This window comes from Aliirhizobium smilacinae, assembly GCF_006335145.1.
GTDB classification, from domain to species: Bacteria; Pseudomonadota; Alphaproteobacteria; order Rhizobiales; family Rhizobiaceae; genus Neorhizobium; species Neorhizobium smilacinae.
Map to the genome: position 1 here is coordinate 300,601 of NZ_VDMN01000004.1, position 20,298 is coordinate 320,898.

The 20,298-nt window shown below is 59.1% G+C and carries 16 protein-coding genes; 3 read left to right on the plus strand and 13 right to left on the minus strand.

All coding sequences use genetic code 11. From position 1 onward, the window contains the following. Window positions 1-48: 48 nt before the first annotated feature. Window positions 49-2,214, minus strand: a complete 2,166-nt coding sequence (gene ligA, locus FHP24_RS19385; protein ID WP_139677873.1) for an NAD-dependent DNA ligase LigA — start codon at window positions 2,212-2,214, stop codon at window positions 49-51. A gap of 209 nt (window positions 2,215-2,423) precedes the next feature. Here ligA and FHP24_RS19390 point away from each other — a divergent pair, with 209 nt between their 5' ends. Then, the gene (locus tag FHP24_RS19390) at window positions 2,424-2,993 is read left to right on the plus strand and encodes a cytochrome b (RefSeq protein ID WP_139677874.1); all 570 of its coding nucleotides are present in this window, start codon (window positions 2,424-2,426) and stop codon (window positions 2,991-2,993) included. A 26-nt stretch (window positions 2,994-3,019) separates the two neighbouring features. Here the strand turns inward: FHP24_RS19390 and recN are convergent, their stop codons facing one another. The 7 genes from recN to FHP24_RS19425 form a co-directional block, all read right to left on the minus strand. Further along, on the minus strand, window positions 3,020-4,693 hold the full coding sequence (gene recN, locus FHP24_RS19395) for a DNA repair protein RecN (RefSeq protein WP_139677875.1): 1,674 nt from the start codon (window positions 4,691-4,693) through the stop codon (window positions 3,020-3,022). A gap of 27 nt (window positions 4,694-4,720) precedes the next feature. Continuing rightward, a complete protein-coding gene (locus FHP24_RS19400) occupies window positions 4,721-5,563 on the minus strand; it encodes an outer membrane protein assembly factor BamD (RefSeq protein ID WP_139677876.1) in 843 nt (280 codons plus the stop codon). A gap of 216 nt (window positions 5,564-5,779) precedes the next feature. Further along, complete coding sequence (lpxC, locus tag FHP24_RS19405) at window positions 5,780-6,739, minus strand: UDP-3-O-acyl-N-acetylglucosamine deacetylase (RefSeq protein WP_139677877.1); 960 nt, start codon at window positions 6,737-6,739, stop codon at window positions 5,780-5,782. A gap of 307 nt (window positions 6,740-7,046) precedes the next feature. Further along, window positions 7,047-8,786, minus strand: coding sequence for a cell division protein FtsZ (ftsZ, locus tag FHP24_RS19410; protein WP_139677878.1), 1,740 nt, complete (start codon window positions 8,784-8,786; stop codon window positions 7,047-7,049). A gap of 83 nt (window positions 8,787-8,869) precedes the next feature. Continuing rightward, a complete protein-coding gene (gene ftsA, locus FHP24_RS19415; protein ID WP_139677879.1) occupies window positions 8,870-10,201 on the minus strand; it encodes a cell division protein FtsA in 1,332 nt (443 codons plus the stop codon). Then, window positions 10,198-11,109: a cell division protein FtsQ/DivIB gene (locus tag FHP24_RS19420; protein WP_139677989.1), complete on the minus strand. Its 912-nt coding sequence runs from the start codon at window positions 11,107-11,109 to the stop codon at window positions 10,198-10,200. The genes ftsA and FHP24_RS19420 overlap by 4 nt, the downstream gene beginning before the upstream one ends. An 8-nt stretch (window positions 11,110-11,117) precedes the next feature. Then, window positions 11,118-12,044 carry a D-alanine--D-alanine ligase gene (locus tag FHP24_RS19425; RefSeq protein WP_139677880.1) on the minus strand — a complete coding sequence of 309 codons (927 nt, stop codon included), beginning with the start codon at window positions 12,042-12,044 and terminating at the stop codon, window positions 11,118-11,120. A 383-nt stretch (window positions 12,045-12,427) separates the two neighbouring features. Between FHP24_RS19425 and FHP24_RS19430 the strand changes: the two genes are divergently transcribed. Together FHP24_RS19430 and FHP24_RS19435 are read left to right on the plus strand one after the other, a co-directional pair. Beyond that, on the plus strand, window positions 12,428-13,732 hold the full coding sequence (locus tag FHP24_RS19430) for an MFS transporter (RefSeq protein ID WP_139677881.1): 1,305 nt from the start codon (window positions 12,428-12,430) through the stop codon (window positions 13,730-13,732). A 107-nt stretch (window positions 13,733-13,839) separates the two neighbouring features. Further along, complete coding sequence (locus FHP24_RS19435) at window positions 13,840-14,184, plus strand: hypothetical protein (RefSeq protein ID WP_139677882.1); 345 nt, start codon at window positions 13,840-13,842, stop codon at window positions 14,182-14,184. An 18-nt stretch (window positions 14,185-14,202) separates the two neighbouring features. On the opposite strand, the gene murB is transcribed toward FHP24_RS19435, so the two are convergent. The 5 genes from murB to murD are packed head-to-tail and all read right to left on the minus strand — an operon-like array spanning window position 14,203 to window position 20,295. Continuing rightward, entirely contained in the window at window positions 14,203-15,177 is a 975-nt protein-coding gene (murB, locus tag FHP24_RS19440; protein ID WP_139677883.1) for a UDP-N-acetylmuramate dehydrogenase, read from the minus strand. A gap of 2 nt (window positions 15,178-15,179) precedes the next feature. Continuing rightward, window positions 15,180-16,589 carry a UDP-N-acetylmuramate--L-alanine ligase gene (gene murC / locus FHP24_RS19445; protein WP_139677884.1) on the minus strand — a complete coding sequence of 470 codons (1,410 nt, stop codon included), beginning with the start codon at window positions 16,587-16,589 and terminating at the stop codon, window positions 15,180-15,182. Continuing rightward, window positions 16,586-17,725 (minus strand): undecaprenyldiphospho-muramoylpentapeptide beta-N-acetylglucosaminyltransferase, encoded by a 1,140-nt coding sequence (gene murG, locus FHP24_RS19450; RefSeq protein ID WP_139677885.1) that lies wholly within the window; start codon window positions 17,723-17,725, stop codon window positions 16,586-16,588. Before murG ends, murC begins: the two co-directional genes overlap by 4 nt. Before the next feature lie 4 nt (window positions 17,726-17,729). After that, window positions 17,730-18,884: a putative lipid II flippase FtsW gene (gene ftsW, locus FHP24_RS19455; protein ID WP_139677886.1), complete on the minus strand. Its 1,155-nt coding sequence runs from the start codon at window positions 18,882-18,884 to the stop codon at window positions 17,730-17,732. Window positions 18,885-18,888: 4 nt separating this feature from the next. Further along, window positions 18,889-20,295 carry a UDP-N-acetylmuramoyl-L-alanine--D-glutamate ligase gene (gene murD, locus FHP24_RS19460; protein ID WP_139677887.1) on the minus strand — a complete coding sequence of 469 codons (1,407 nt, stop codon included), beginning with the start codon at window positions 20,293-20,295 and terminating at the stop codon, window positions 18,889-18,891. Window positions 20,296-20,298: the final 3 nt, after the last annotated feature.

The window sequence follows — 20,298 nt, forward strand, 5'->3', positions numbered from 1 at the left end:
AATATGATTGGAAAATAAAATTCGCTTTACCGAAAACTACAGATGCGATCAGCCGCCGATAAAGGCCAGCCACTCGTCCTCCGTCATCACCTCGACGCCGAGTTCCCGAGCCTTGTCGAGCTTGGACCCGGCGCCGGGGCCGGCGACGACATAATCGGTCTTTTTCGACACCGAACCTGCCACCTTAGCCCCAAGACCTTCGGCGCGCGCCTTGGCTTCGTCGCGGGTGAACCGTTCAAGCGAACCGGTGAAAACCACCGTCTTGCCGGCCACGGAGCTGTTGGATGCAGCGACCTGCTCGGCCTCCTGCGGCGTCACTTCCCGAAGCAGGTCGTCGATCACCTTGAGATTGCGCGGCTCCTTGAAGAATTCGACGATGGCGCGGGCGACGATCTCGCCGATCCCCTCGATATTGTTGAGATGCTGCCAGGCATCACCGCTCAGTGACGCGGCCTCCTTCATCGCGTTGTCGAAAGCTTCGTAAGTGCAGTAGTGGCGCGCAAGCAGCTTTGCCGTGGTTTCGCCGACATGGCGGATGCCAAGCGCGTAAATGAAGCGGTTGAGCGCGATCGAGCGACGCTCGTCGATGGCATCGAACAGCTTCTTGACGCTGACCTTGCCGAACCCCTCGATATTTTCGAGCTTCATCAACGGCGAAGTTTCCTGCCGCGCCTTCAGCGTAAAAATGTCGGGCGCAGTGCGGATCTGCAGCGTGGGATCTTCGCTCTCAAAGAAGAAATCGACCTGCTTTGTCCCAAACCCTTCGATGTCATAGGCGTTACGCGAGACGAAATGCTTCAGGTGCTCGGTTGCCTGTGCCCGGCAGACGAAACCGCCCGTGCAACGGGTAACGGAATCGAGCTTGCCTGTCTTTTCGTTCTTTTCCCGAACCGCATGGCTGCCGCAGACTGGGCATTTGGCCGGAAATTCGTATTTCTTCGCATCGGCTGGACGTTTTTCCATCACCACGTCCAGCACCTGCGGAATGACATCCCCTGCCCGCTGCACGATGACCGTATCGCCGGTACGGATATCATGTTCTTCCTCGCGGATACGCTCGCCGGAATTGCCGATACCCTCGATATAATCGGCATTATGCAGCGTCGCATTGGTGACGACGACACCGCCGACGGTGATTGGCGTCAGGCGGGCAACCGGAGTCAGTGCACCCGTGCGGCCGACCTGAATATCGATATTTTCGACTGTGGTGAAAGCCTGCTCTGCCGGAAACTTGTGTGCCGTCGCCCAGCGCGGCGAACGGGAGCGGAAACCGAGACGCGCCTGCAGGTCGAGCCGGTCGACCTTGTAGACGACGCCATCGATGTCGTAGTCGAGGTCCGGGCGGGCAAGGCCTATCTCGTGATAATGTGCCAGGATATCATCGACCGAATTCAGCCGCTTCATCAGCGGATTGACCGGGAAACCCCAGTCCTTGAAGGTCTGCACCATTTCGTACTGGGTCTTGGGCAGGTCGTTCGGTTCGGAAATCTCGCCCCAGGCATAGGCGAAGAATTTCAGCTTGCGGCTTTCCGTCACCTTGGCGTCGAGCTGCCGTAGCGAGCCGGCAGCGGTATTGCGCGGATTGACGTAAAGCTGCTTGCCCTGCGCCTCCATCTCGGCGTTGAGCGCCAGAAAATCGCTCTTGGCCATATAGACCTCGCCGCGCACCTCGACGATCGTGGGAGCGCCTTTCGGCAGGCGGTTAGGGATTTCCCTAATCGTCTTCACATTGGCGGTGACGTTTTCGCCCGTCGTACCGTCGCCACGGGTCGCAGCGTTAACGAGAACCCCGTCCTCGTAGCGGATCGACATGGACAGGCCATCGATTTTCGGTTCGGCGGTAAACGCGATAGAGTTGTCTGGCAACTGTCCTAGGAATCGATAGACCGAACTGACGAAATCGCGAACATCCTCGTCCGAAAACGTATTGTCGAGCGACAGCATGGGTCGTGCATGAGTGATCGGCGAGAAAGTCGCCAGCGGCGCCGCACCGACGGTGATCGACGGGCTGTCCGAGCGGATCAGCTGCGGAAAATGCTCCTCTATAGCGGCATTGCGGCGCTTGAGTGCGTCATATTCCCCGTCGGAAATCTCCGGCGCATCCTTGGCATGATAGAGTTCGTCATGATGGGCCAGCTCCTTCGCGAGCCGTTCCAGTTCGGCCGCGGCCGTCTGTTCGGTCAATGTCTCGATCGGGGTCTGGTCGGCGGCCATGCGGGAATCTCCATCTTCACCGCTTTTCTAGTGCAATCATCATGGATTGGAAGAAGCTGAAAATGCAGCGCGCCCTAAAAATCACGAACATGTTGGGGAAACAGACGAGGATGTGTAGGTCCAGCGACTGGACGCCACGCCATGCCGAACCGTAATACCTGATTCCGACATTCAGGTTCAGATAGAAAACAGGCAGGGAGATAACGAAAATGGCGCATGGCTGGCAGGACACCGGACTGCGCTACGGTCTTGTCACCCGCATCTTCCACTGGAGCATGGCCGTAATCCTGCTTTGGCAATTCTCGGGCATCGTCATCAATCGGCTCATCGGCCGCTCTGCTCTCACCGACATGCTGAACAGCACCCATGGTGAAATCGGAGCAGTCATACTGCTGCTCGCGGCGTTGCGCGCGCTCTGGGGCTTCTACAATCTCGGGAACCGGCCGAAGCATGAAAGCGGTCCGCTGGGTACTGCCGCTCGGCTTGGCCATATCGGCCTCTATGTCCTGATGCTGTTCATTCCGGCTGTCGCTTTCCTACGCGCTTTCGGTTCCGAATGGGGGCTTGCGCTTTTTGGCGTCGAGATCGTGCCGCGCGGAGCTGAAGACATCGGATGGATGGTGACACCGGCCAACCTTCTCCACGGAATATTCGCCTGGACGCTGCTTGCGATGATCGCCGGCCATATTGGCATGGCATTGGTTCATCGCTTCGTGTGGAAGGACGAAGTCATCAGTCGCATGGCGGGAAAAACGGGAAAACTTCAGGCAGCCGAGTAACCGGACCTTATCCCTGAAATTCGGCTTCAGCGATTACCGGAAAGAAGAGCTGCCGCGGCGGCCCTCGCTTCGTCCGTCACCGACGCACCCGACAGCATGCGGGCAATCTCTTCGGCACGGTGTTCCGGTGCCATGGTGGCGACGCGGGTTGCGATCTTCTCGGATCCGTCACTTGCCGGTCCCTTCGAGATCAGAAGATGCGTAGCGGCGCGGGCGGCCACCTGCGGCGCATGCGTGACGGACAGAACCTGCACGGTCGACGACAGCCGTTTCAGTCGCTGACCGATCGCATCCGCGACCGCCCCACCCACACCGGTATCGATTTCGTCGAACACCAGTGTCGGAGCGGAACCACGGTCGGCAAGCGCCACCTTCAGCGCCAGCAGGAACCGCGAAAGTTCGCCACCGGAAGCGACCTTCATGATCGGGCCTGGGCGCGTACCCGGGTTGGTCTGGACATGGAATTCGACCAAGTCGATCCCCTCGGCAGCAGCAGCCTCCGGATCGGCGGTTACTTCGACCATGAAGCGTGCGCGCTCCAGCTTCAACGCCGGCAGTTCCGCCATCACGGCGGCAGCGAGCGCTTCGGCACCCGTCTTGCGCTTCTCCGAAAGAGCCGCAGCCGCAAGATCGAATTCGGTTTTGGCGGCGGCAGCGATCTTTTCCAGCTGATCGAGTTTTTCCTCGCCGGCATCGAGATCGGCCAGATCCGCAACCATCTTTTCGGCAAGCGCCGGCAGATCGACCACAGCAACGGAATATTTGCGGCCCGCCGCACGCAATGCAAACAGACGCTCCTCGACACGCTCCAGTTCGCGTGGATCGAATTCGGTACGCCTTAGCGCCGCCTCGACCTCCATCTGCGCATTGGAGAGATAGTTGAGTGCCTGATCCAGAAGCTCGACAGTCTCTTCCAGCAGACCGGGAGCCTCATGGCTCTTGCGTTCCAGACGGCGCACCATCGAACCGATCAGCGGCACGGGCGATGCATTGCCATTGAGGAATTCGGAAGCCTCCGAAATGTCGCCAGCAATTCGCTCGGACTTCTGCATCTTCGAACGCTGTTCGGCGAGCTCATCCTCTTCGCCATCACGCGGTGAAAGAGCCTCCAGCTCCTCGACCGACGCGCGAATATAGTCAGCTTCGCGGGCCGCAGCCTCCACCTTGGCGCGATGCGCCTTGAAGGCGCGTTCCGCATCCCGCAAAGTGCGGTAGAGACCGCCCACCTGCTGGACCTCTTCGGACAGCTGGGCGAAAGCGTCGAGCAGCATCCGGTGTGCATTGGTATCGATCAGGGCCCGGTCGTCATGCTGCCCGTGGATCTCCACAAGCACCTGCCCCACCTGCCGCATCAACTGCACGCTGACCGGCTGATCATTGATCGAAGCGCGTGTACGACCGTCTGCCGACTGGATACGACGGAAGATCAGGTCGCCGTCATCATCGATGCCGTTTTCCTTGAGAAGTTTTCGAGCCGCGTGCTGTCCGGGTACGTCGAAAACGGCAGTCACCTGCCCCTTGTCTTCGCCGTGTCGAACAAGGCCGCCGTCACCGCGGCCGCCGAGTGCCAGCGAGAGACTGTCGAGCAGAATGGATTTGCCGGCGCCGGTCTCGCCCGTCAACACGGAGAGCCCGGCCTCAAAGCCGAGATCGAGCCGCTCGATCAGAACGATATCGCGGATCGACAACTGGATCAGCATGTGGCCTCGTTAATGACCTCTGGCGCGTCAGGCGCCGATGAGCTTTGCACCGGCGCGCGAGATCCAGGAGCCCCTGTTTTCGCGCGGCTGCACGCCGCCCGACTGAAGCAGCTTATAGGAATCGGCGTACCACTGGCTATCAGGATAGTTGCGGCCGAGTACCGCTGCCGCTGTCTGAGCCTCCTCCACGATACCCATCGCGTAGTAGGTCTCGGTCAGACGCGCCAAGGCCTCTTCCACCTGATTGGTGTTGGGATAGGTTTCGACAACGTTACGGAAACGCTGGATCGCGGCAAGATATTCCTTACGCTCGAGATAATAGCGGCCGATCTGCATTTCCTTGCCGGCGAGCTGGTCGCGTGCGAATCGGATCTTCGCCTGGGCATCCTCGACATATTCCGAATCCGGATAGTCTTTGACGACGATGCTCATTGCCGCAATCGTGTTTGCCGCAGCCTTCTGGTCCTGCGTCACGTCGGAAATCTGCTTCGAATAGCTCAAACCAACAAGATACTGGACATAGGCCGAATCCTGAGATTTCGGATATTGCTTGAGATAACGATTACCGACAGATATCGCATCGTCGTTACGGCCCATGCGCTGCTTGACGAACGTGCTCATCACAAGCGCCTTGCGGCCCCATTCTGTGAACGGGTTCTGCTTGTCGATGGCGTCGAACTTGCGCCCAGCTTCGGCCATGTTGCCGGCCTTCATATTGGCCAGACCCTGATTATACAGGACCTCGGGAGACTCCGCCTCGAAGCCAAGCTTCGTGATGTCGATGTCCTTGTCGGACTGGCAAGCAGCCAAACCAACACCGGTCCCGATAAGTGCGATCGCCAGGAAGCCGATCCTCGTAAAGCTACGCATTTCTACAGACTTTCCATCAGCCATCCGACAGTCCCTGATCGTCCCCGCGTGAAACCACTCGTGCCCAGCGGCGTACTAGCCATAAAAGCATGGTCAGGGCAACGCAATGGGTCGGCATTAATGCATTTTTGTGGCGAGCCCTGCCTGCAAGTGCCTTTTATGAAAAGAAAAAGGCCGTTCCTTGCGGAACGGCCAGTCTGACGGAGATTACAAATTTTAGGCGAACCAGGGAGCGCATTCCGTCACGCTGACCGGAACGAACTCACCGGCACGAACGCGGGCTCCGACCGACGACGGAGCCTCGACCACCTCATAGGCAGTCGGGTCGCTCAGCAGGGCCTTCAGCGCATTCGCATTCATCTTGTGTCCGCCGCGATAGGAGCGGTAGCAACCGATGAACTGCGCACCGGCAATGGCCAGATCGCCAACGGCATCCAGCGTCTTGTGGCGAACGAACTCGTCCTTGGCATAACGCAGGCCTTCGATGTTCACGACCGTGTCGTCATCGGAAATGACGACCGAGTTTTCCAGCGAGGATCCAAGTGCATAACCAGCAGCCCAGAGACGCTCGACGTCCCGCATGAAGCCGAATGTGCGGGCGCGCGAAAGCTCGGACTTGAACGTCGCCGCCGTCAGGTCGCCCTTCCAGCTCTGACGGCCGATCAGCGAAGACGGGAAGTCGATTTCGACCTCGAATCGGGTTCCGTCATAGGGCCGGAACTCCGACCAGGATGCACCCGATTCGATTCTCACCGGCTTGACGACGCGAATGTAGCGACGCTTGATCCCGAGATTGACCGTGCCGACCTGTTCGATCGCTTCGATGAAAGGATAGGAGCTGCCGTCCATGATCGGCATTTCTGCGCCATCGACTTCGACGACGATGTTATCGATGCCCATCGCATAAAGCGCAGCCATGACATGCTCGATCGTCGCAACCCACTTCGCCGGGGATACGCCGAGTATCGTGCAGAGATCGGTCGGGCCGACCTGCGATGAAACGGCGCGATATTCGACCGAGGTCCCATCTTCGAGATTACGGCTGAAAACAATACCCGTACCGGCTTCCGCCGGCTGGAAGGTAATCATTACCGGCGCTCCAGAATGAACACCGATGCCGCTCAACGTAACCGGAGCAGCAATCGTTGCCTGAAATCCGAGCAATCCAATTGTCATTAACGTAAGCCTTCTTATTCCGCCGCACCCATGATCAGCGGGGGCGTATTCGCATATTGTTGAAACGAAAGATCGATGTTCCAACTCTGTCAGTGTCCTAAATACGCATGCTCAAAGCTCTTTCCAAATCACTGTTCGTTTCGGATTGTTACGGTTTTCTAACAGCCGAAACATCCTTTGCCAGCCTCCGTTCTGCAGTATCCAAGTAATTGAATGGAAAGGCTCATTTTCCGGGCCGAGATATCCAACAGCAAGAGGCCCGGATGCGATCACCCGGGCCTCTTCAACTTTGTTATACGCCGTTAACTCAGTTCGACTGGCGGCGCAGGAAGGCCGGGATTTCGAGCTGGTCGTCCTCGTGATGAGACTGGGGAGCAGCACGTCCGTGGTCGTCAAGGCTGCCGCGGCGCGGGGCATAGAGGCTGGCTTCAGCAGAAAGCGGGCGACGCTGCTGCGGTACCGGAGCGGAAGCCGTCATGTCCGACTGGACATGCTCTTCTTCTTCGCGGCGACCGAGAGAGTTGGTGATCCGCTTCAGCAGGCCCATCGGACCGCGCTCTTCCTGAACATGGCTCGCCGGCTGTGCACGGTGTTCCATCTCAGCCTTCACCACCGGCGGAAAATCTTCCACCTTCGGCATGCGAACCGGCTCCATCACGGGCTCGCGATGAAGGGGCTGATGCTGAACCGGCTGAGCCATCCGCGGAGCGGGCTGGCTCATGACCGGAGCAGGCGCCGGCTGATGATAGACCGGTGCGGGCTGAGGAGCCGGCTGTACCGGACGTGTCATGACCGGTGCCGGAGCTTCGGCCGGAGGAGCTGCGAAGATACGGCTCTGCGGACGGAACTCTTCCTGCTGCGGTGCCGGAGCGGCAGGCATCGGAATGGCGAGAACCTGTTCCATTTCGGCTTCCGCCTGGCGGATGGTCTCGGCGATAGGATCGGCAACCTTCTGTGCCTGGGGTGCCTGCATCATGACAGGCTGCTGCGCGGCCGGAGCCGGAGCAACGGCCGCTGAAGGACGGATAATCGGCTTCTGCGCGGCGCGCATTTCAGCTGCACGCAGGTCGATATCGCCATGAGCGCGATCGATTCCGGTTGCAACGACGGAAACGCGGATGAGGCCTTCAAGCGCTTCGTCGAAGGTCGCACCAAGGATGATGTTGGCATCCGGATCGACTTCTTCGCGAATACGGGTCGCAGCTTCGTCGACTTCGAACAGCGTCAGGTCGCGACCGCCGGTGATGGAGATCAGCAGGCCCTGAGCGCCCTTCATCGAGGTCTCATCGAGCAGCGGGTTTGCGATTGCAGCTTCAGCAGCCTGCAATGCGCGGCCCGAACCGGAAGCTTCACCGGTACCCATCATGGCGCGGCCCATCTCGCGCATCACCGAGCGAACGTCAGCGAAGTCGAGGTTGATCAGGCCTTCCTTGACCATCAGGTCGGTGATGCAGGCGACGCCCGAGTAGAGAACCTGGTCGGCCATTGCGAAGGCATCGGCGAAGGTCGTCTTGTCGTTGGCGATGCGGAACAGGTTCTGGTTCGGAATGACGATCAGGGTGTCGACCGACTTCTGCAGTTCCTGGATGCCCTGTTCGGCCAGACGCATGCGGCGTCCACCTTCGAAGTGGAACGGCTTGGTGACGACGCCGACGGTCAGGATGCCCTTGTTGCGAGCGGCCTGTGCAACCACCGGAGCAGCACCGGTACCCGTACCACCACCCATGCCGGCGGTGACGAAGCACATGTGGGTACCGTTGAGATGATCGATGATCTCGTCGAGGCATTCTTCGGCGGCCGCACGACCGACTTCCGGCTGCGAACCGGCGCCGAGACCTTCGGTAACCTGCACGCCCATCTGGATGATGCGCTCGGCCTTGGTCATGGTCAGCGCCTGGGCATCGGTATTGGCAACGACGAAATCGACGCCTTCGAGCCCGGCTGTGATCATGTTGTTGACAGCATTGCCGCCGCCACCGCCCACGCCGAACACGGTGATCCGAGGCTTCAGCTCGGTAATATCAGGCTTTGCGAGCTTGATCGTCATTGTACCTTTTCCTTCTGCTTCTGGCCGCGTTGCCGAGCTGACCAATTTTTCAGTTCACTTCGAAAGGGAGGGCTGTCTCCCTGTCAAAAACTCTCTTTAAGCCACTGCCCCATCCGGGCCAGTCTGCCATTTCCATTGCCGAACGAGGCGATCAAGCCACCCTGCGAGGCATGTGTTTCCATGTCCGCCACCTGCGGATAGATGATCAGTCCGACCGCCGTGGAAAATGCCGGCCCCTTAGCGGCCGCCGGCAATCCGGACACACCCATCGGGCGGCCGATCCGTACATTTCGGGCAAGGATGCGCCGTGCCGTTTCCGGCAATCCGGTCAGCTGGCTGGCGCCACCCGTCAGAACGACGCGTTTACCGACAATCGGGCTGAAGCCAGACCTCTGGATACGGTCGCGAATCAACTCCAGCGTCTCTTCGATACGAGCGTTGACGATACGGGTGACCAGCGAGCGCGGTACCTGGGTCGGCTGGTCGCGATCATCTTCGCCGATTGGCGGGACAGAGATCACGTCGCGTTCATCGCCTCCATTGGCGAGTGCCGAACCATGTACAACTTTCATGCGCTCGGCATCCTCTATCCGAGTCGATAGCCCTCGCGCCAGATCTGTCGTGACATGATGGCCGCCAAGGCCGATCGCATCCGTATGAACGAGCTTGCCTTCGCAGAAGACCGAGATCGTCGTCGTGCCGCCACCCATGTCGATTGCTGCACAGCCGAGTTCAACTTCATCGTCGACCAGGGCGGCAAGACCGCTGGCATATGGCGTGGCAACCATGCCTTCGACCGAAAGATGCGCGCGATTGATGCAAAGCTCGAGATTCTTGAGCGTAACTCGCTCGGCCGTCACGAAATGCATGTCCACGCCAAGCTCGTCACCATACATCGCCAACGGATCGCGGATGCCGCGTTCGCCATCGAGCGAGAATCCCGTTGGCAACGAGTGCAGAATTGCCCGGTCCTGGCGCTGCGACTGGTGGCTGGCGGCTATGAGCACCTTGCGAAGATCGGAACTCTCGACTTCCTGGCCACCGAGATCGATGGTTGCGGTGTAGACGTCACTTGCAAGGCGGCCCGCGGAAACGTTGACGATGAGACTGTCGACAGTGAGGCCTGCCATACGCTCGGCCGCATCGACCGCGAGACGGACAACGCTTTCGGCGGCATCGAGATCGGCGATGACGCCGGACTTCACGCCGCGCGAACGCTGATGACCGATGCCGATGATCTCGATGTGATGGGTGCGACCGGGAAGGATCTGGCTTTCCTGGCGCGGCGTCAGCCGTGCAATCATGCAGACGACCTTGGTCGACCCAATATCGAGGACCGAAACGACATGGCTGCGCTTGGACGACAGGGGCTTCATCCGCGGTGTGCCGAACTGAGAGGAACCGAACATACTCACGATTTCTCTCCAGCTTTTTTCAGGGCCTTGGTACGGGTATCGAGCGCCTGCTCGCGGCGCTCCGCAGCGGCCGAAGTCAATTGTATGGTCGTACGGTCTCCGAGGCGCAGATCGACAGCAGCGATATCCCGCTCAAGCACGCCCTGCTGCTTCTCCAGCTTGGCGAGCAATGCCAAGGCGGCAGGAATACGCTCTTCCGGAAGCTTGAGAACGATACCGTTGTCGAGATGCAGGTCCCAGCGGCGGCTCGAAACCCTCACATAAGCGCGTACCCGACTCGTGATTTCCGGCCACTTGTCCATTTCCTGCGCGAAAGAAGCCGCGGCAATTTCCGCATCGCGACCGACGAAAAGCGGCAGGGAAGCAAACTTGTTGTCCTTCAGCGGCGCAATGACAGAACCGTTCTTTTCGATCAGCGAAAGCTCAGAACCATGCTGCCAGATGGCGAATGCCTTGCGCTCCTTGAGCATGACTTCGATCGTGCGCGGATAGACCTTGCGCACCTCGGCATATTCGACCCAGGGCAATTCAGACAGCTTGCGCCGTGCAGCATCGACATCCAGCGCGACCAGCGACGTCGTACCATCCAGACCGATAAGCTGAAGGATATCGATTTCCGAGGTCTGATCGTTACCGGAAACGCGCACGTCTTCGATCGCAAAACCGACGGCCGCGGTCGTGGACTGCGCAACGTCGTGGCCATGACCGCCCAGCGACATGCCATAAAAGCCCACAGCCGCAAAGAATGCGAAGGTCGACAGCGTGCCGACGTGCTGCGGAATATCGATCCTGCCGGTCGCGAGGCTGACGGCAAAACGCACGGCGCGACGCAGCGGGCGCGGCAGCACGCGGCGATCATCCGCACCTGCAACACTTGCAGCAGCGCGACGATGCGATCCACCAGCCATTTTGCCGATCACCGTAGACAAGAAGCGTCCTCCACCATCCAGCGAACAAGCTCACCGAAGGAATAACCTGCGTGAGCAGCCATTTCAGGCACGAGAGACGTCGGGGTCATTCCAGGCTGAGTATTGACCTCAAGCCAAATGATTTCACCTTCGTCAGAGAACCGGTCATCGAAGCGAAAATCCGAACGACTCACTCCGCGGCAACCGATAGCCTCATGCGCCTTGACCGCCCATGCTTGTATTTTTTGGTAAATATTCGGTGAAATTTCTGCCGGAATGACATGTTTCGAGCCACCGGCAACATACTTCGCATCATAGTCATAGAAGCCGGGACCGGTCGGAATAACCTCTGTAACGCCCAGCGCCTGACCGTTCATGACGCCACAGGTCAATTCGCGACCATAGACATAACGCTCGACCATCACTTCATCGCCGTAAAGCCAATCAGGCGACGTCACGATCTGCGGCGGATGAGACTGATCCTCCCGAACGATAACCACACCGAACGAAGACCCTTCCCGTACCGGCTTCACCACATAAGGAGCTGGTATCGGGTGAGCATTGGTGAATTCCTTGCGGTTCATCACCAGAGCCTCGGCAACCGGAACACCGGCAGCCTTGGCGACATGTTTTGCCTGAGCCTTGTCCATCGCCAAGGCAGACGCGAGCACACCCGAATGCGTGTAAGGAATTTCCAGATATTCGAGCACACCCTGGATAGTCCCATCCTCCCCGAAAGGACCATGGAGAGCGTTGAGAGCAACGTCCGGACGGAGATCGGACAGCACAGCAGCAACATCGCGCCCGACATCGACGCGGGTGATGCGATAGCCCTCACCTTCCAGCGCATCCGCGCATGCGTTGCCGGACGACAGGCTGACTGGCCGTTCGGAAGAAAATCCTCCCATCAAAACAGCCACATGCTTGCCACTCATCCATCGCTCCTTGAAAAACACCAATTTTCGAATTTCGGAGATGCGCCAAGCTTGCGGCCTGCGACTCTCACCGAAGCCGTCCCCTATTGGTGCAGCAAAATGGTTAATAAATCGTTTACTTTACTTAACGGATAGAGTTAAGTATCTGAATATTATTGATAAAATTCATTCCAAAATGGTTAACGTCGTACTTTAACGCGTTGCATGTAATCATAGGCCGGCCAACCGGATCTGCTCAGCGCAGCAGCTCTTGATTCTATTCAGCGCCGGTTTTTTTTGCATTTATTGCGGCGCAAAGGGTTTTCGTCGTCATAAAATTGCGGTAGTGCGCATGCCGGCCCTCCCAAGAGCCGTATGAACAATCTTTTTGAACTGGAACCAGTATGACTAACGCGATGCCATCCGCTTCGCCGTCTGCTGAGCCGTTAGCGCCTGTTGCAACGAATTCTCCTGCACGAGTCCTGACGGCCAGTGTGGTCGGCACGACCATCGAATTTTTCGATTTCTATGTTTATGCAACGGCCGCCGTTCTGGTGTTCCCGGCGTTGTTCTTCCCGGGCAGCGATCCGACCAGCGCCCTGCTTGCATCCTTTGCAACCTTCTCGATCGCATTTTTCGCCCGTCCGCTGGGCGCCGTCGTGTTCGGTCATTATGGCGACCGCGTTGGCCGCAAGACCACGCTTGTGGCCGCATTGCTGACCATGGGTGTCTCCACCGTCGTCATCGGCCTTCTGCCGACCTATGAGCAGATCGGCGTTCTCGCACCACTGCTTCTGGCGCTTTGCCGTTTCGGCCAGGGCTTTGGTCTCGGCGGCGAATGGGGTGGGGCCGTTCTGCTTGCCACCGAAAACGCGCCTCCGGGCAAGCGCAGCTGGTATGGCATGTTCCCGCAGCTCGGCGCTCCGTTCGGCCTGTTCTTGTCTTCCGGCGTGTTCTGGATCCTCCTGCATTTCATGTCGCAGGAAGCACTTCTGAGCTGGGGCTGGCGCGTGCCGTTCATCGCTTCGATCGTGCTTATTGCCATCGGTCTTTGGGTTCGTCTGTCGATCACTGAAACGCCGGCCTTCCAGAAGGCCATCGACAGCCACGAGCGCGTTGAAGTGCCTGTTGCCGAACTGTTCCGCAAGCACAAGCGCAGCCTCGTGCTCGGCACCTTTGTGGCGCTGGCGACGTTCGTCCTGTTTTACATCGGCACGGCCTACCTTCTGTCCTACAACGTCAAGGTCCTGAAGATGCCGTTCCTCGATGCGCTGGAAGTACAGCTTCTCGGCTCCATCGTGTTCGGCATATTCATCGTCGTCATCGGCAAGCTTGCCGAACGTTACGGCCGTCGCGAAATGCTGATCCTCACCACCGCGCTGATCGCCGCATTCTCGTTCATTCTGCCGGCACTGATGACCAACGGCGAAGGCATGATCTTCCTGTTCGTGATCCTCGCCATGGTACTGATGGGCATGACCTACGGCCTGATCGGTACGGCGCTGGCAGCACCATTCCCGACCTCGGTTCGTTATACCGGCTCGTCGATCACGTTCAACATGGCGGGCATCTTTGGCGCCTCGCTCGCGCCTTACATCGCCACCTACCTGCAGGCGACCTACGGCATGACCTATGTCGGCTACTATCTCTTCTTAGCCGCCTTGGTCACGCTCGCCTGCATCTTCCTGTCGGGCAAGGACAAGGTCTGAGCCAAAAGGCAGAAATGCCGGAATCAAACTCACAGAAAAGCCCGCGAAGCCATTGGCCTCGCGGGCTTTTTCTCTACAGGCTGTAATATTTATTTGCCGGAGCGAATGTGCACCTTGCGGCGATTGCTCCGCTCATTCAAAAGCACGGCAATCCACCCTGCACCCGCGATCACGAACGGCAAGATGTAAAGAAAAAAGAATGTTGGGGCATTCATGCGATCAGCCCTCCGAGCGCTCGTCTTGCGCTTAAATGTAGTATCAAAGCACCTAAAAGCCAAGCCATCGTGGAAATAGCCGTCGACAAGGAAATGCCGAACGACAGCGAACTGCTGGAAAGGGACACCGCAGGTGCGATGAAACCCGCAGCGACACATGCCGTCGAAAGTCTATCCAGCGAGTTGGCGAGAAGCTTCGTCCGTTCATTATGTACAAGCGTCATTCACGCCTCCTGAACGGACCGAGACGGTCGGTCACTCCGTGGCTGCACCCTGGAACGGCTTCACTTCCCGGCCGGGCATGAAAATGCCGAGCCGCTTGATTTCCCATTCCAGCTTGATGCCTGCATGTTCGAACACGCGCTGGCGCACCATCTCGCCGAGATATTCCAGATCGTATCCGGTCGCATGGCCGATATTGATCATGAAATTGCAATGCAGCGACGACATCTGCGCGCCGCCATTCATCAATCCACGGCAACCAGCGTCATCGATCAGCTTCCAGGCGGAATGGCCTTCGGGGTTCTTGAAGGTCGACCCGCCGGTCTTTTCCTTGATCGGCTGCACCGTTTCACGGTGCTGGCGAACAGCGTCCATCTCGGCGCGGATCGTTGCCCGCTCTTCCGGATAACCTTCGAACACCGCATGCGTGAAGATCAGGTCTTTAGACACCTTCGTGTGCCGGTAGCTGTACCCCATGTCCTCCCTGGAGAGCACATGAAGGTTACCCTGCCGGTCGACGGCATGGACTTCGACAACGCGTTGCGCCGTCTCGCCGCCATTGGCGCCGGCATTCATCCGCAGGGCACCACCGATCGAGCCGGGAATACCGTAATAGAAGGCAAAACCGCCGATACCGTTATCCATCGCCATTGCAGCGATATGCTTGTCGGGGCAGATCGCGCCAGCGCGGATGCGGTTTTCGCCGACCAGCTCCACCTGTCCAAACCCCTTGGCCGAAAGCCGCACGACCACGCCCGGAATCCCCCCGTCGCGAACGAGCAGGTTTGAGCCTACGCCGACAACCGTCAACGGCACCTCGGGTGGCAATATTTTCAGGAACGTCACCAGATCATCGACGTCATGCGGCTGGAACATAAGTTCAGCCAGACCGCCCGCCTGGAACCAGGTTACCCTTTCCATCGATGCGTCCGGCGTAAGCCGCCCGCGCAACTGGTTGACGCCCTCCCCGAGCGAGGCCAGCAGCTTTTCCCCATCTACCTGCTTCATACTTACTGTCCTGATATGCTTTCCAGTTCCCTCGGCAATGATGCCGCCCACTGTGTAATGTTACCTGCTCCCAGAAGAACCACGAAATCACCTGGTTTCGCAATGCCTGAAACAATATGCGCCAGTTCGACCGGCGTTTCCATAAAGCGCGCGTCACGATGACCGCCTGCGCGGATGCGAGAAACCAGTGCCTCGGAATTGATGCCTTCGATCGGATCTTCTCCAGCCGCATAGACCGGTGCAAGGATGATGCTGTCGGCGTCGTTGAAGCAGGTCGCGAAATCCTCGAACAGACTTGAAAGGCGTGAGTAGCGATGCGGCTGGTGAACCGCGATGATCCGACCGTTGCAGGCCTCGCGCGCAGCTCTCAGCACCGCCTTGATCTCGACCGGGTGATGCCCGTAGTCATCGAACACCTGAACGCCGTTCCAGGTTCCCGTCAGCGTGAAGCGGCGTTTGACGCCGCCGAAAGCTGCAAGCCCCTTGCGGATAGCGTCTTCGGAAATACCAAGCCGATTGGCCACTGCAATCGCGGCCGTGGCATTGGAAATATTGTGCCGCCCCGGCATAGGCAGGGTAAGATCCTTGAAATTGAAAACCCGGCCGGTGCGACGGCGGCGGATCTCGACATCGAAGGTCGCCTTGGTCCCATCCATACGGATATTCGAGAACCGCGCATCCGCCTGCGGATTTTCACCATAGGTGACGATCTTGCGGTCCTCGATCTTGCCGACCAGAGCCTGAACCTCGGGATGATCAATGCAAAGCACGCCGAAACCATAGAATGGCACGTTCTCGACGAACTGGCGGAAGGCGGCCCGCACGGCATCGAAATTGCCGTAATGATCCAGATGCTCGGGATCGATATTGGTGACGACCGCCACTTCCGCCGGCAGCTTCAGGAAGGTGCCGTCCGATTCGTCTGCCTCGACCACCATCCACTCGCCTTCGCCCATGCGGGCGTTGGTGCCGTAGGCATTGATGATACCGCCGTTGATCACGGTCGGATCAAGGCCGCCCGCATCCAGCAGCGTGGCAACCATGGACGTCGTCGTGGTCTTGCCATGCGTACCGCCGATGGCGATCGCATTGCGGAAACGCATCAGTTCGGCCAGCATCTCGGCACGGCGCACGATCGGCAGCGATTTTTCACGCGCAGCGATCAGCTCTGGATTGGTCTTTTTGATCGCGGTCGAGACGACGACGACTTCCGCATCGCCGAGATTGTTGGCCTCATGGCCGACGAAAACCTCGATGCCCTTGTCACGAAGGCGTTGCACATTGGCGCTATCCGATTGGTCGGACCCCTGCACCCGATGGCCGAGATTGTGCAGCACTTCGGCAATGCCGCTCATGCCGATGCCGCCAATACCGATAAAATGTACGAGGCCTATGGCCTGGGGCATCTTCATGCCTGAACTCCACTTATAATCTTCTTCTTGTATTCGGCGATCGGGCGCTTTTCTGCAATAGCAATGACGAGATCGGCCAGATGTTCGGTCGCCTCGGGCTTGCCGGCCTTTTTCGCATCGGCCGCCATTGCTTCGAGACGATCGGGCTCGCTCATGGCTGCAGCAAGCAGCCCCGACAGTTTCTCCGGAGAAAGCTCAGATTGCGCCACGACCTGCGCGCCGCCCTCGGCAACCAGAGCAGCGGCGTTCGCAGCCTGATCATGATCGAGTGCGTAGGGATAGGGCACGAGGATCGATGGACGTCCGATAACCGACAGCTCGCTCACCGTCGATGCGCCGGAACGGCAGATGACGAGATGCGCTTCGGCCAGGCGGTCGGCCATGTCGCTAAAGAATGGCGCGATATCCGCTGGAGACTTCAGCTTAGCGAAGCAGGATGTGACACGATCCTTGTCCTCCTTGCGCGCCTGCTGCGTCACGATAAGACGCTCCCTCAAACCCGGCTCCAGCAGGCTGATCGCCGTCGGCACGGTAGAGGAAAAGAACTGCGCGCCCTGGCTGCCGCCGAACACGACGAGCCGGAACGGCTCCTGTCCACGCGATGCGACATAAGGGATCTTGGCAGCATCCAGCACAGGTGGACGCACAGGATTACCTGTCACCACGATCTTGGCCGCATGTTCGCCACGGCCCTCAGGCAGAAAACCGCCCGCAATCGCCTGCACGCGTCTGGCAAGCGCCTTGTTGGCTCGGCCCATGACGGCATTCTGCTCATGGATCAGTGTCGGAATACCGATTCCCGTCGAAGCCAGAAGGGGCGGAACGGTCGGATAACCACCGAAACCGACAACCGCGAGCGGACGAAGACGGACCATCAGCTTTCGCGCCGTACGAAGGCCCTTCCAAAGGGTGAATGCGGTCTTCGCCATGGCAAGCGGGTTCTTCGAAGCGAAGGTCGCGGAAGGCACGACATGAATGTCGTCCGCCGGAAACTTTCCGGCAAATCGCTCTGCCCGGCTGTCCGTCACCAGATGAACGGCATATCCGCGACGACGCAACTCATGCCCGAGAGCCTCGGCCGGAAAGAGATGGCCGCCGGTACCCCCGGCGGCAAGAACGATCGTACCATTGCTCATTCGCTCACTCCGCCGGAACGCCGTGTGCAACCCGGAACAGGCTTCGTTCCTGTGCACGCTTCTCCGGCCGGTGGCGGGTCAGCGCAAGGATGAAACCGGCCGTAATGCAGATGGCGACCTGTGAGGATCCGCCATAGGAGATCAGCGGCAGCGTCATGCCCTTGGCCGGCATCAGTTCGAGATTGACACCGATATTGATCATCGACTGGATGCCGATCTGCAGCACGAGGCCGGCGACGGCAAAACGGTTGAAGTCATTGCGCTCCTTGAAGGCGTGGTTCAGTCCGCGCAACACGATGAAGGCGAAGATCAGCACCAGCGCCATGCAGAACACGATGCCGAATTCTTCAGCAGCGACGGAGAACACGAAGTCGGTATGGCTGTCGGGAAGGATGCGCTTGACGATACCCTCGCCCGGCCCCTGACCGAACCAGCCGCCGCGAACGATGGCTTCATGCGCCGTCTCCACTTGGAACCGATCGCCTTCCCCGGTTAGAAACTTGTCGAAACGCGCCGTCACGTGCGGCAGCATGTAATAGGCGGCAAGCAGGCCACCGGCGCCGACACCACCGAGCAGCACGATCCAGATCCAGGGCATTCCCGCCATGAAGAACATGCCGCCCCAGACGACGCTGGTCAGGATCGTCTGACCAAGGTCCGGCTGAGCGACCAGAAGTGCGGCGACGATGCCGAACAGGATGATTGCAAAAAGATTACCGGGAATTTCCGGCTGCCGGGCATGTTCGGAAAACAGCCAAGCGCAGACTACGACGAAAGCCGGCTTCATGAATTCCGAAGGCTGGATGGACAGCGCGCCGATACCGATCCATCGGCGTGCACCCTTGACCTCGACACCGAAGAACAAGGCGAGCACCATCAGGACCAGGGAAATGGCGAGGAGCAGAATGGCCGTCCGCCGCACCTGTCTCGGGGTGAGGAAAGAAAGGCCAAGCATGACGGCCAAGGACGGCACGATAAACACGGCATGCCGCTCAACGAAGTGGAAACTGTCGAGACCGATACGCTCTGCAACCGCAGGCGAAGCGGCGAAGGATAGCATGAAGCCGATCCCCATCAGCAGGATGAAGGCCGCCAGAAAATAGCGGTCGATCGTCCAGAACCAGTCTGCGAGCGGTCCTCGGTCTGCGCGGCTTACCATTGTCTCAGCTCCTGTTTCCGGTATCGACCAGCATCGTCACGTCCTGCAGGTCGGCCACGAGATGCACGAAAGCATCCCCGCGGACCTCGAAATTCTTGAATTGATCGAAGCTTGCACATGCCGGCGAAAGCATCACCGCCGAGGACATTGTGTCGTCATCGGCGTCTGCGGCTGCATGGGCGACAGCCTGATCCAGCGTACCGGAGATTTCGTATCGCACGCTTTCGCCCAGGGTGGCCGCGAATGCCGGCGCGGCCTCTCCGATCAGATAAGCTTTCACTATATGAGAGAAAAGTGGTGCGAGGCTTGCGATGCCGCCTTCCTTGGGAAGACCACCCGCGATCCAGTAAATCCGTTCATAGCTGGATAACGCCGGAGCAGCAGCTTCGGCATTCGTCGCTTTCGAATCGTTGACGAAAACCACTTGGGCACGACGGCCGACCGGCTGCATCCGGTGCTTGAGACCGGGAAACGACTGCAGACCTTGGCGAATTTCATCGGTTGAAAGCCCGACAGCCAGGCAAGCGGCAATCGCTGCAGCAGCATTCTGAGCGTTATGAGCTCCCTTGAGCGTCTGGATGCCGTCGAGATCGGCGATCTTCTCCGCAGCACCACCATGCGCCTGCATCAGCTGCATTCCGTCGGCATAAATGCCATCCGCCACCGGGCTGCGCTTGGAGATCCTTTTGACGGCCACACCTGCTCGCTCCACCCGATCGGCAATCAGCGCGCAAAAACTATCATCCACGCCGATGATTGCGGTATCGCTGCCGGCAACGAGGCGTTCCTTCGCATCGGCATAATGCTGCATCGTCCCGTGCCGATCGAGGTGATCAGGCGTCAGGTTGAGCAATATCCCGGCGGTCGGATTGAGCGTCGGCGCAAGATCGATCTGATACGACGAGCACTCGACGACATAGAACCGGCCGGCCTTGGGTTCGTCCAATGTCAGGACTGCAGTCCCGATATTGCCGCCAAGCTGGGTGTCCCGGCCGCTTTGCTTCAGGATATGGGCGATAAGCGCCGTCGTCGTCGATTTGCCGTTGGTGCCGGTAATCGCGATGAATGGGCAACCCGGCGCTACGGCGCGACGCTCGCGTGCGAAGAGTTCGACATCGCCGATAACTTCGACACCGACGGCCTTAGCAAGGTCGACGGTCCAGTGCGGCTTCGGATGGGTCAGCGGCACGCCCGGCGAAAGCACGAAAGCCGTCTGTTTCGACCAGTCGATGCCCCTCAGATCAGCAACCATTATCCCGGCCTGCGAAGCCCTGGTCACGCTTTCAGGATTGTCGTCCCAGGCGGTCACATACGCACCGCCGGCGACAAGCGCCTGCGCAGTCGCGAGGCCCGATCCGCCGAGCCCGAAAAGCGCTACATCTTTACCCTTGAAGGTGGTGACCGGGATCATCGC

Coding starts and splice junctions, on each gene's coding strand:
- ligA (WP_139677873.1), bottom strand. CDS start 2,214: ATGGCCGCCGACCAGACCCCGATCGAGACATTGACCGAACAGACGGCC.
- FHP24_RS19390 (WP_139677874.1), top strand. CDS start 2,424: ATGGCGCATGGCTGGCAGGACACCGGACTGCGCTACGGTCTTGTCACC.
- recN (WP_139677875.1), bottom strand. CDS start 4,693: ATGCTGATCCAGTTGTCGATCCGCGATATCGTTCTGATCGAGCGGCTC.
- FHP24_RS19400 (WP_139677876.1), bottom strand. CDS start 5,563: ATGCGTAGCTTTACGAGGATCGGCTTCCTGGCGATCGCACTTATCGGG.
- lpxC (WP_139677877.1), bottom strand. CDS start 6,739: ATGACAATTGGATTGCTCGGATTTCAGGCAACGATTGCTGCTCCGGTT.
- ftsZ (WP_139677878.1), bottom strand. CDS start 8,786: ATGACGATCAAGCTCGCAAAGCCTGATATTACCGAGCTGAAGCCTCGG.
- FHP24_RS19420 (WP_139677989.1), bottom strand. CDS start 11,109: ATGGCTGGTGGATCGCATCGTCGCGCTGCTGCAAGTGTTGCAGGTGCG.
- FHP24_RS19425 (WP_139677880.1), bottom strand. CDS start 12,044: ATGAGTGGCAAGCATGTGGCTGTTTTGATGGGAGGATTTTCTTCCGAA.
- FHP24_RS19430 (WP_139677881.1), top strand. CDS start 12,428: ATGACTAACGCGATGCCATCCGCTTCGCCGTCTGCTGAGCCGTTAGCG.
- murB (WP_139677883.1), bottom strand. CDS start 15,177: ATGAAGCAGGTAGATGGGGAAAAGCTGCTGGCCTCGCTCGGGGAGGGC.
- murC (WP_139677884.1), bottom strand. CDS start 16,589: ATGAAGATGCCCCAGGCCATAGGCCTCGTACATTTTATCGGTATTGGC.
- murG (WP_139677885.1), bottom strand. CDS start 17,725: ATGAGCAATGGTACGATCGTTCTTGCCGCCGGGGGTACCGGCGGCCAT.
- ftsW (WP_139677886.1), bottom strand. CDS start 18,884: ATGGTAAGCCGCGCAGACCGAGGACCGCTCGCAGACTGGTTCTGGACG.
- murD (WP_139677887.1), bottom strand. CDS start 20,295: ATGATCCCGGTCACCACCTTCAAGGGTAAAGATGTAGCGCTTTTCGGG.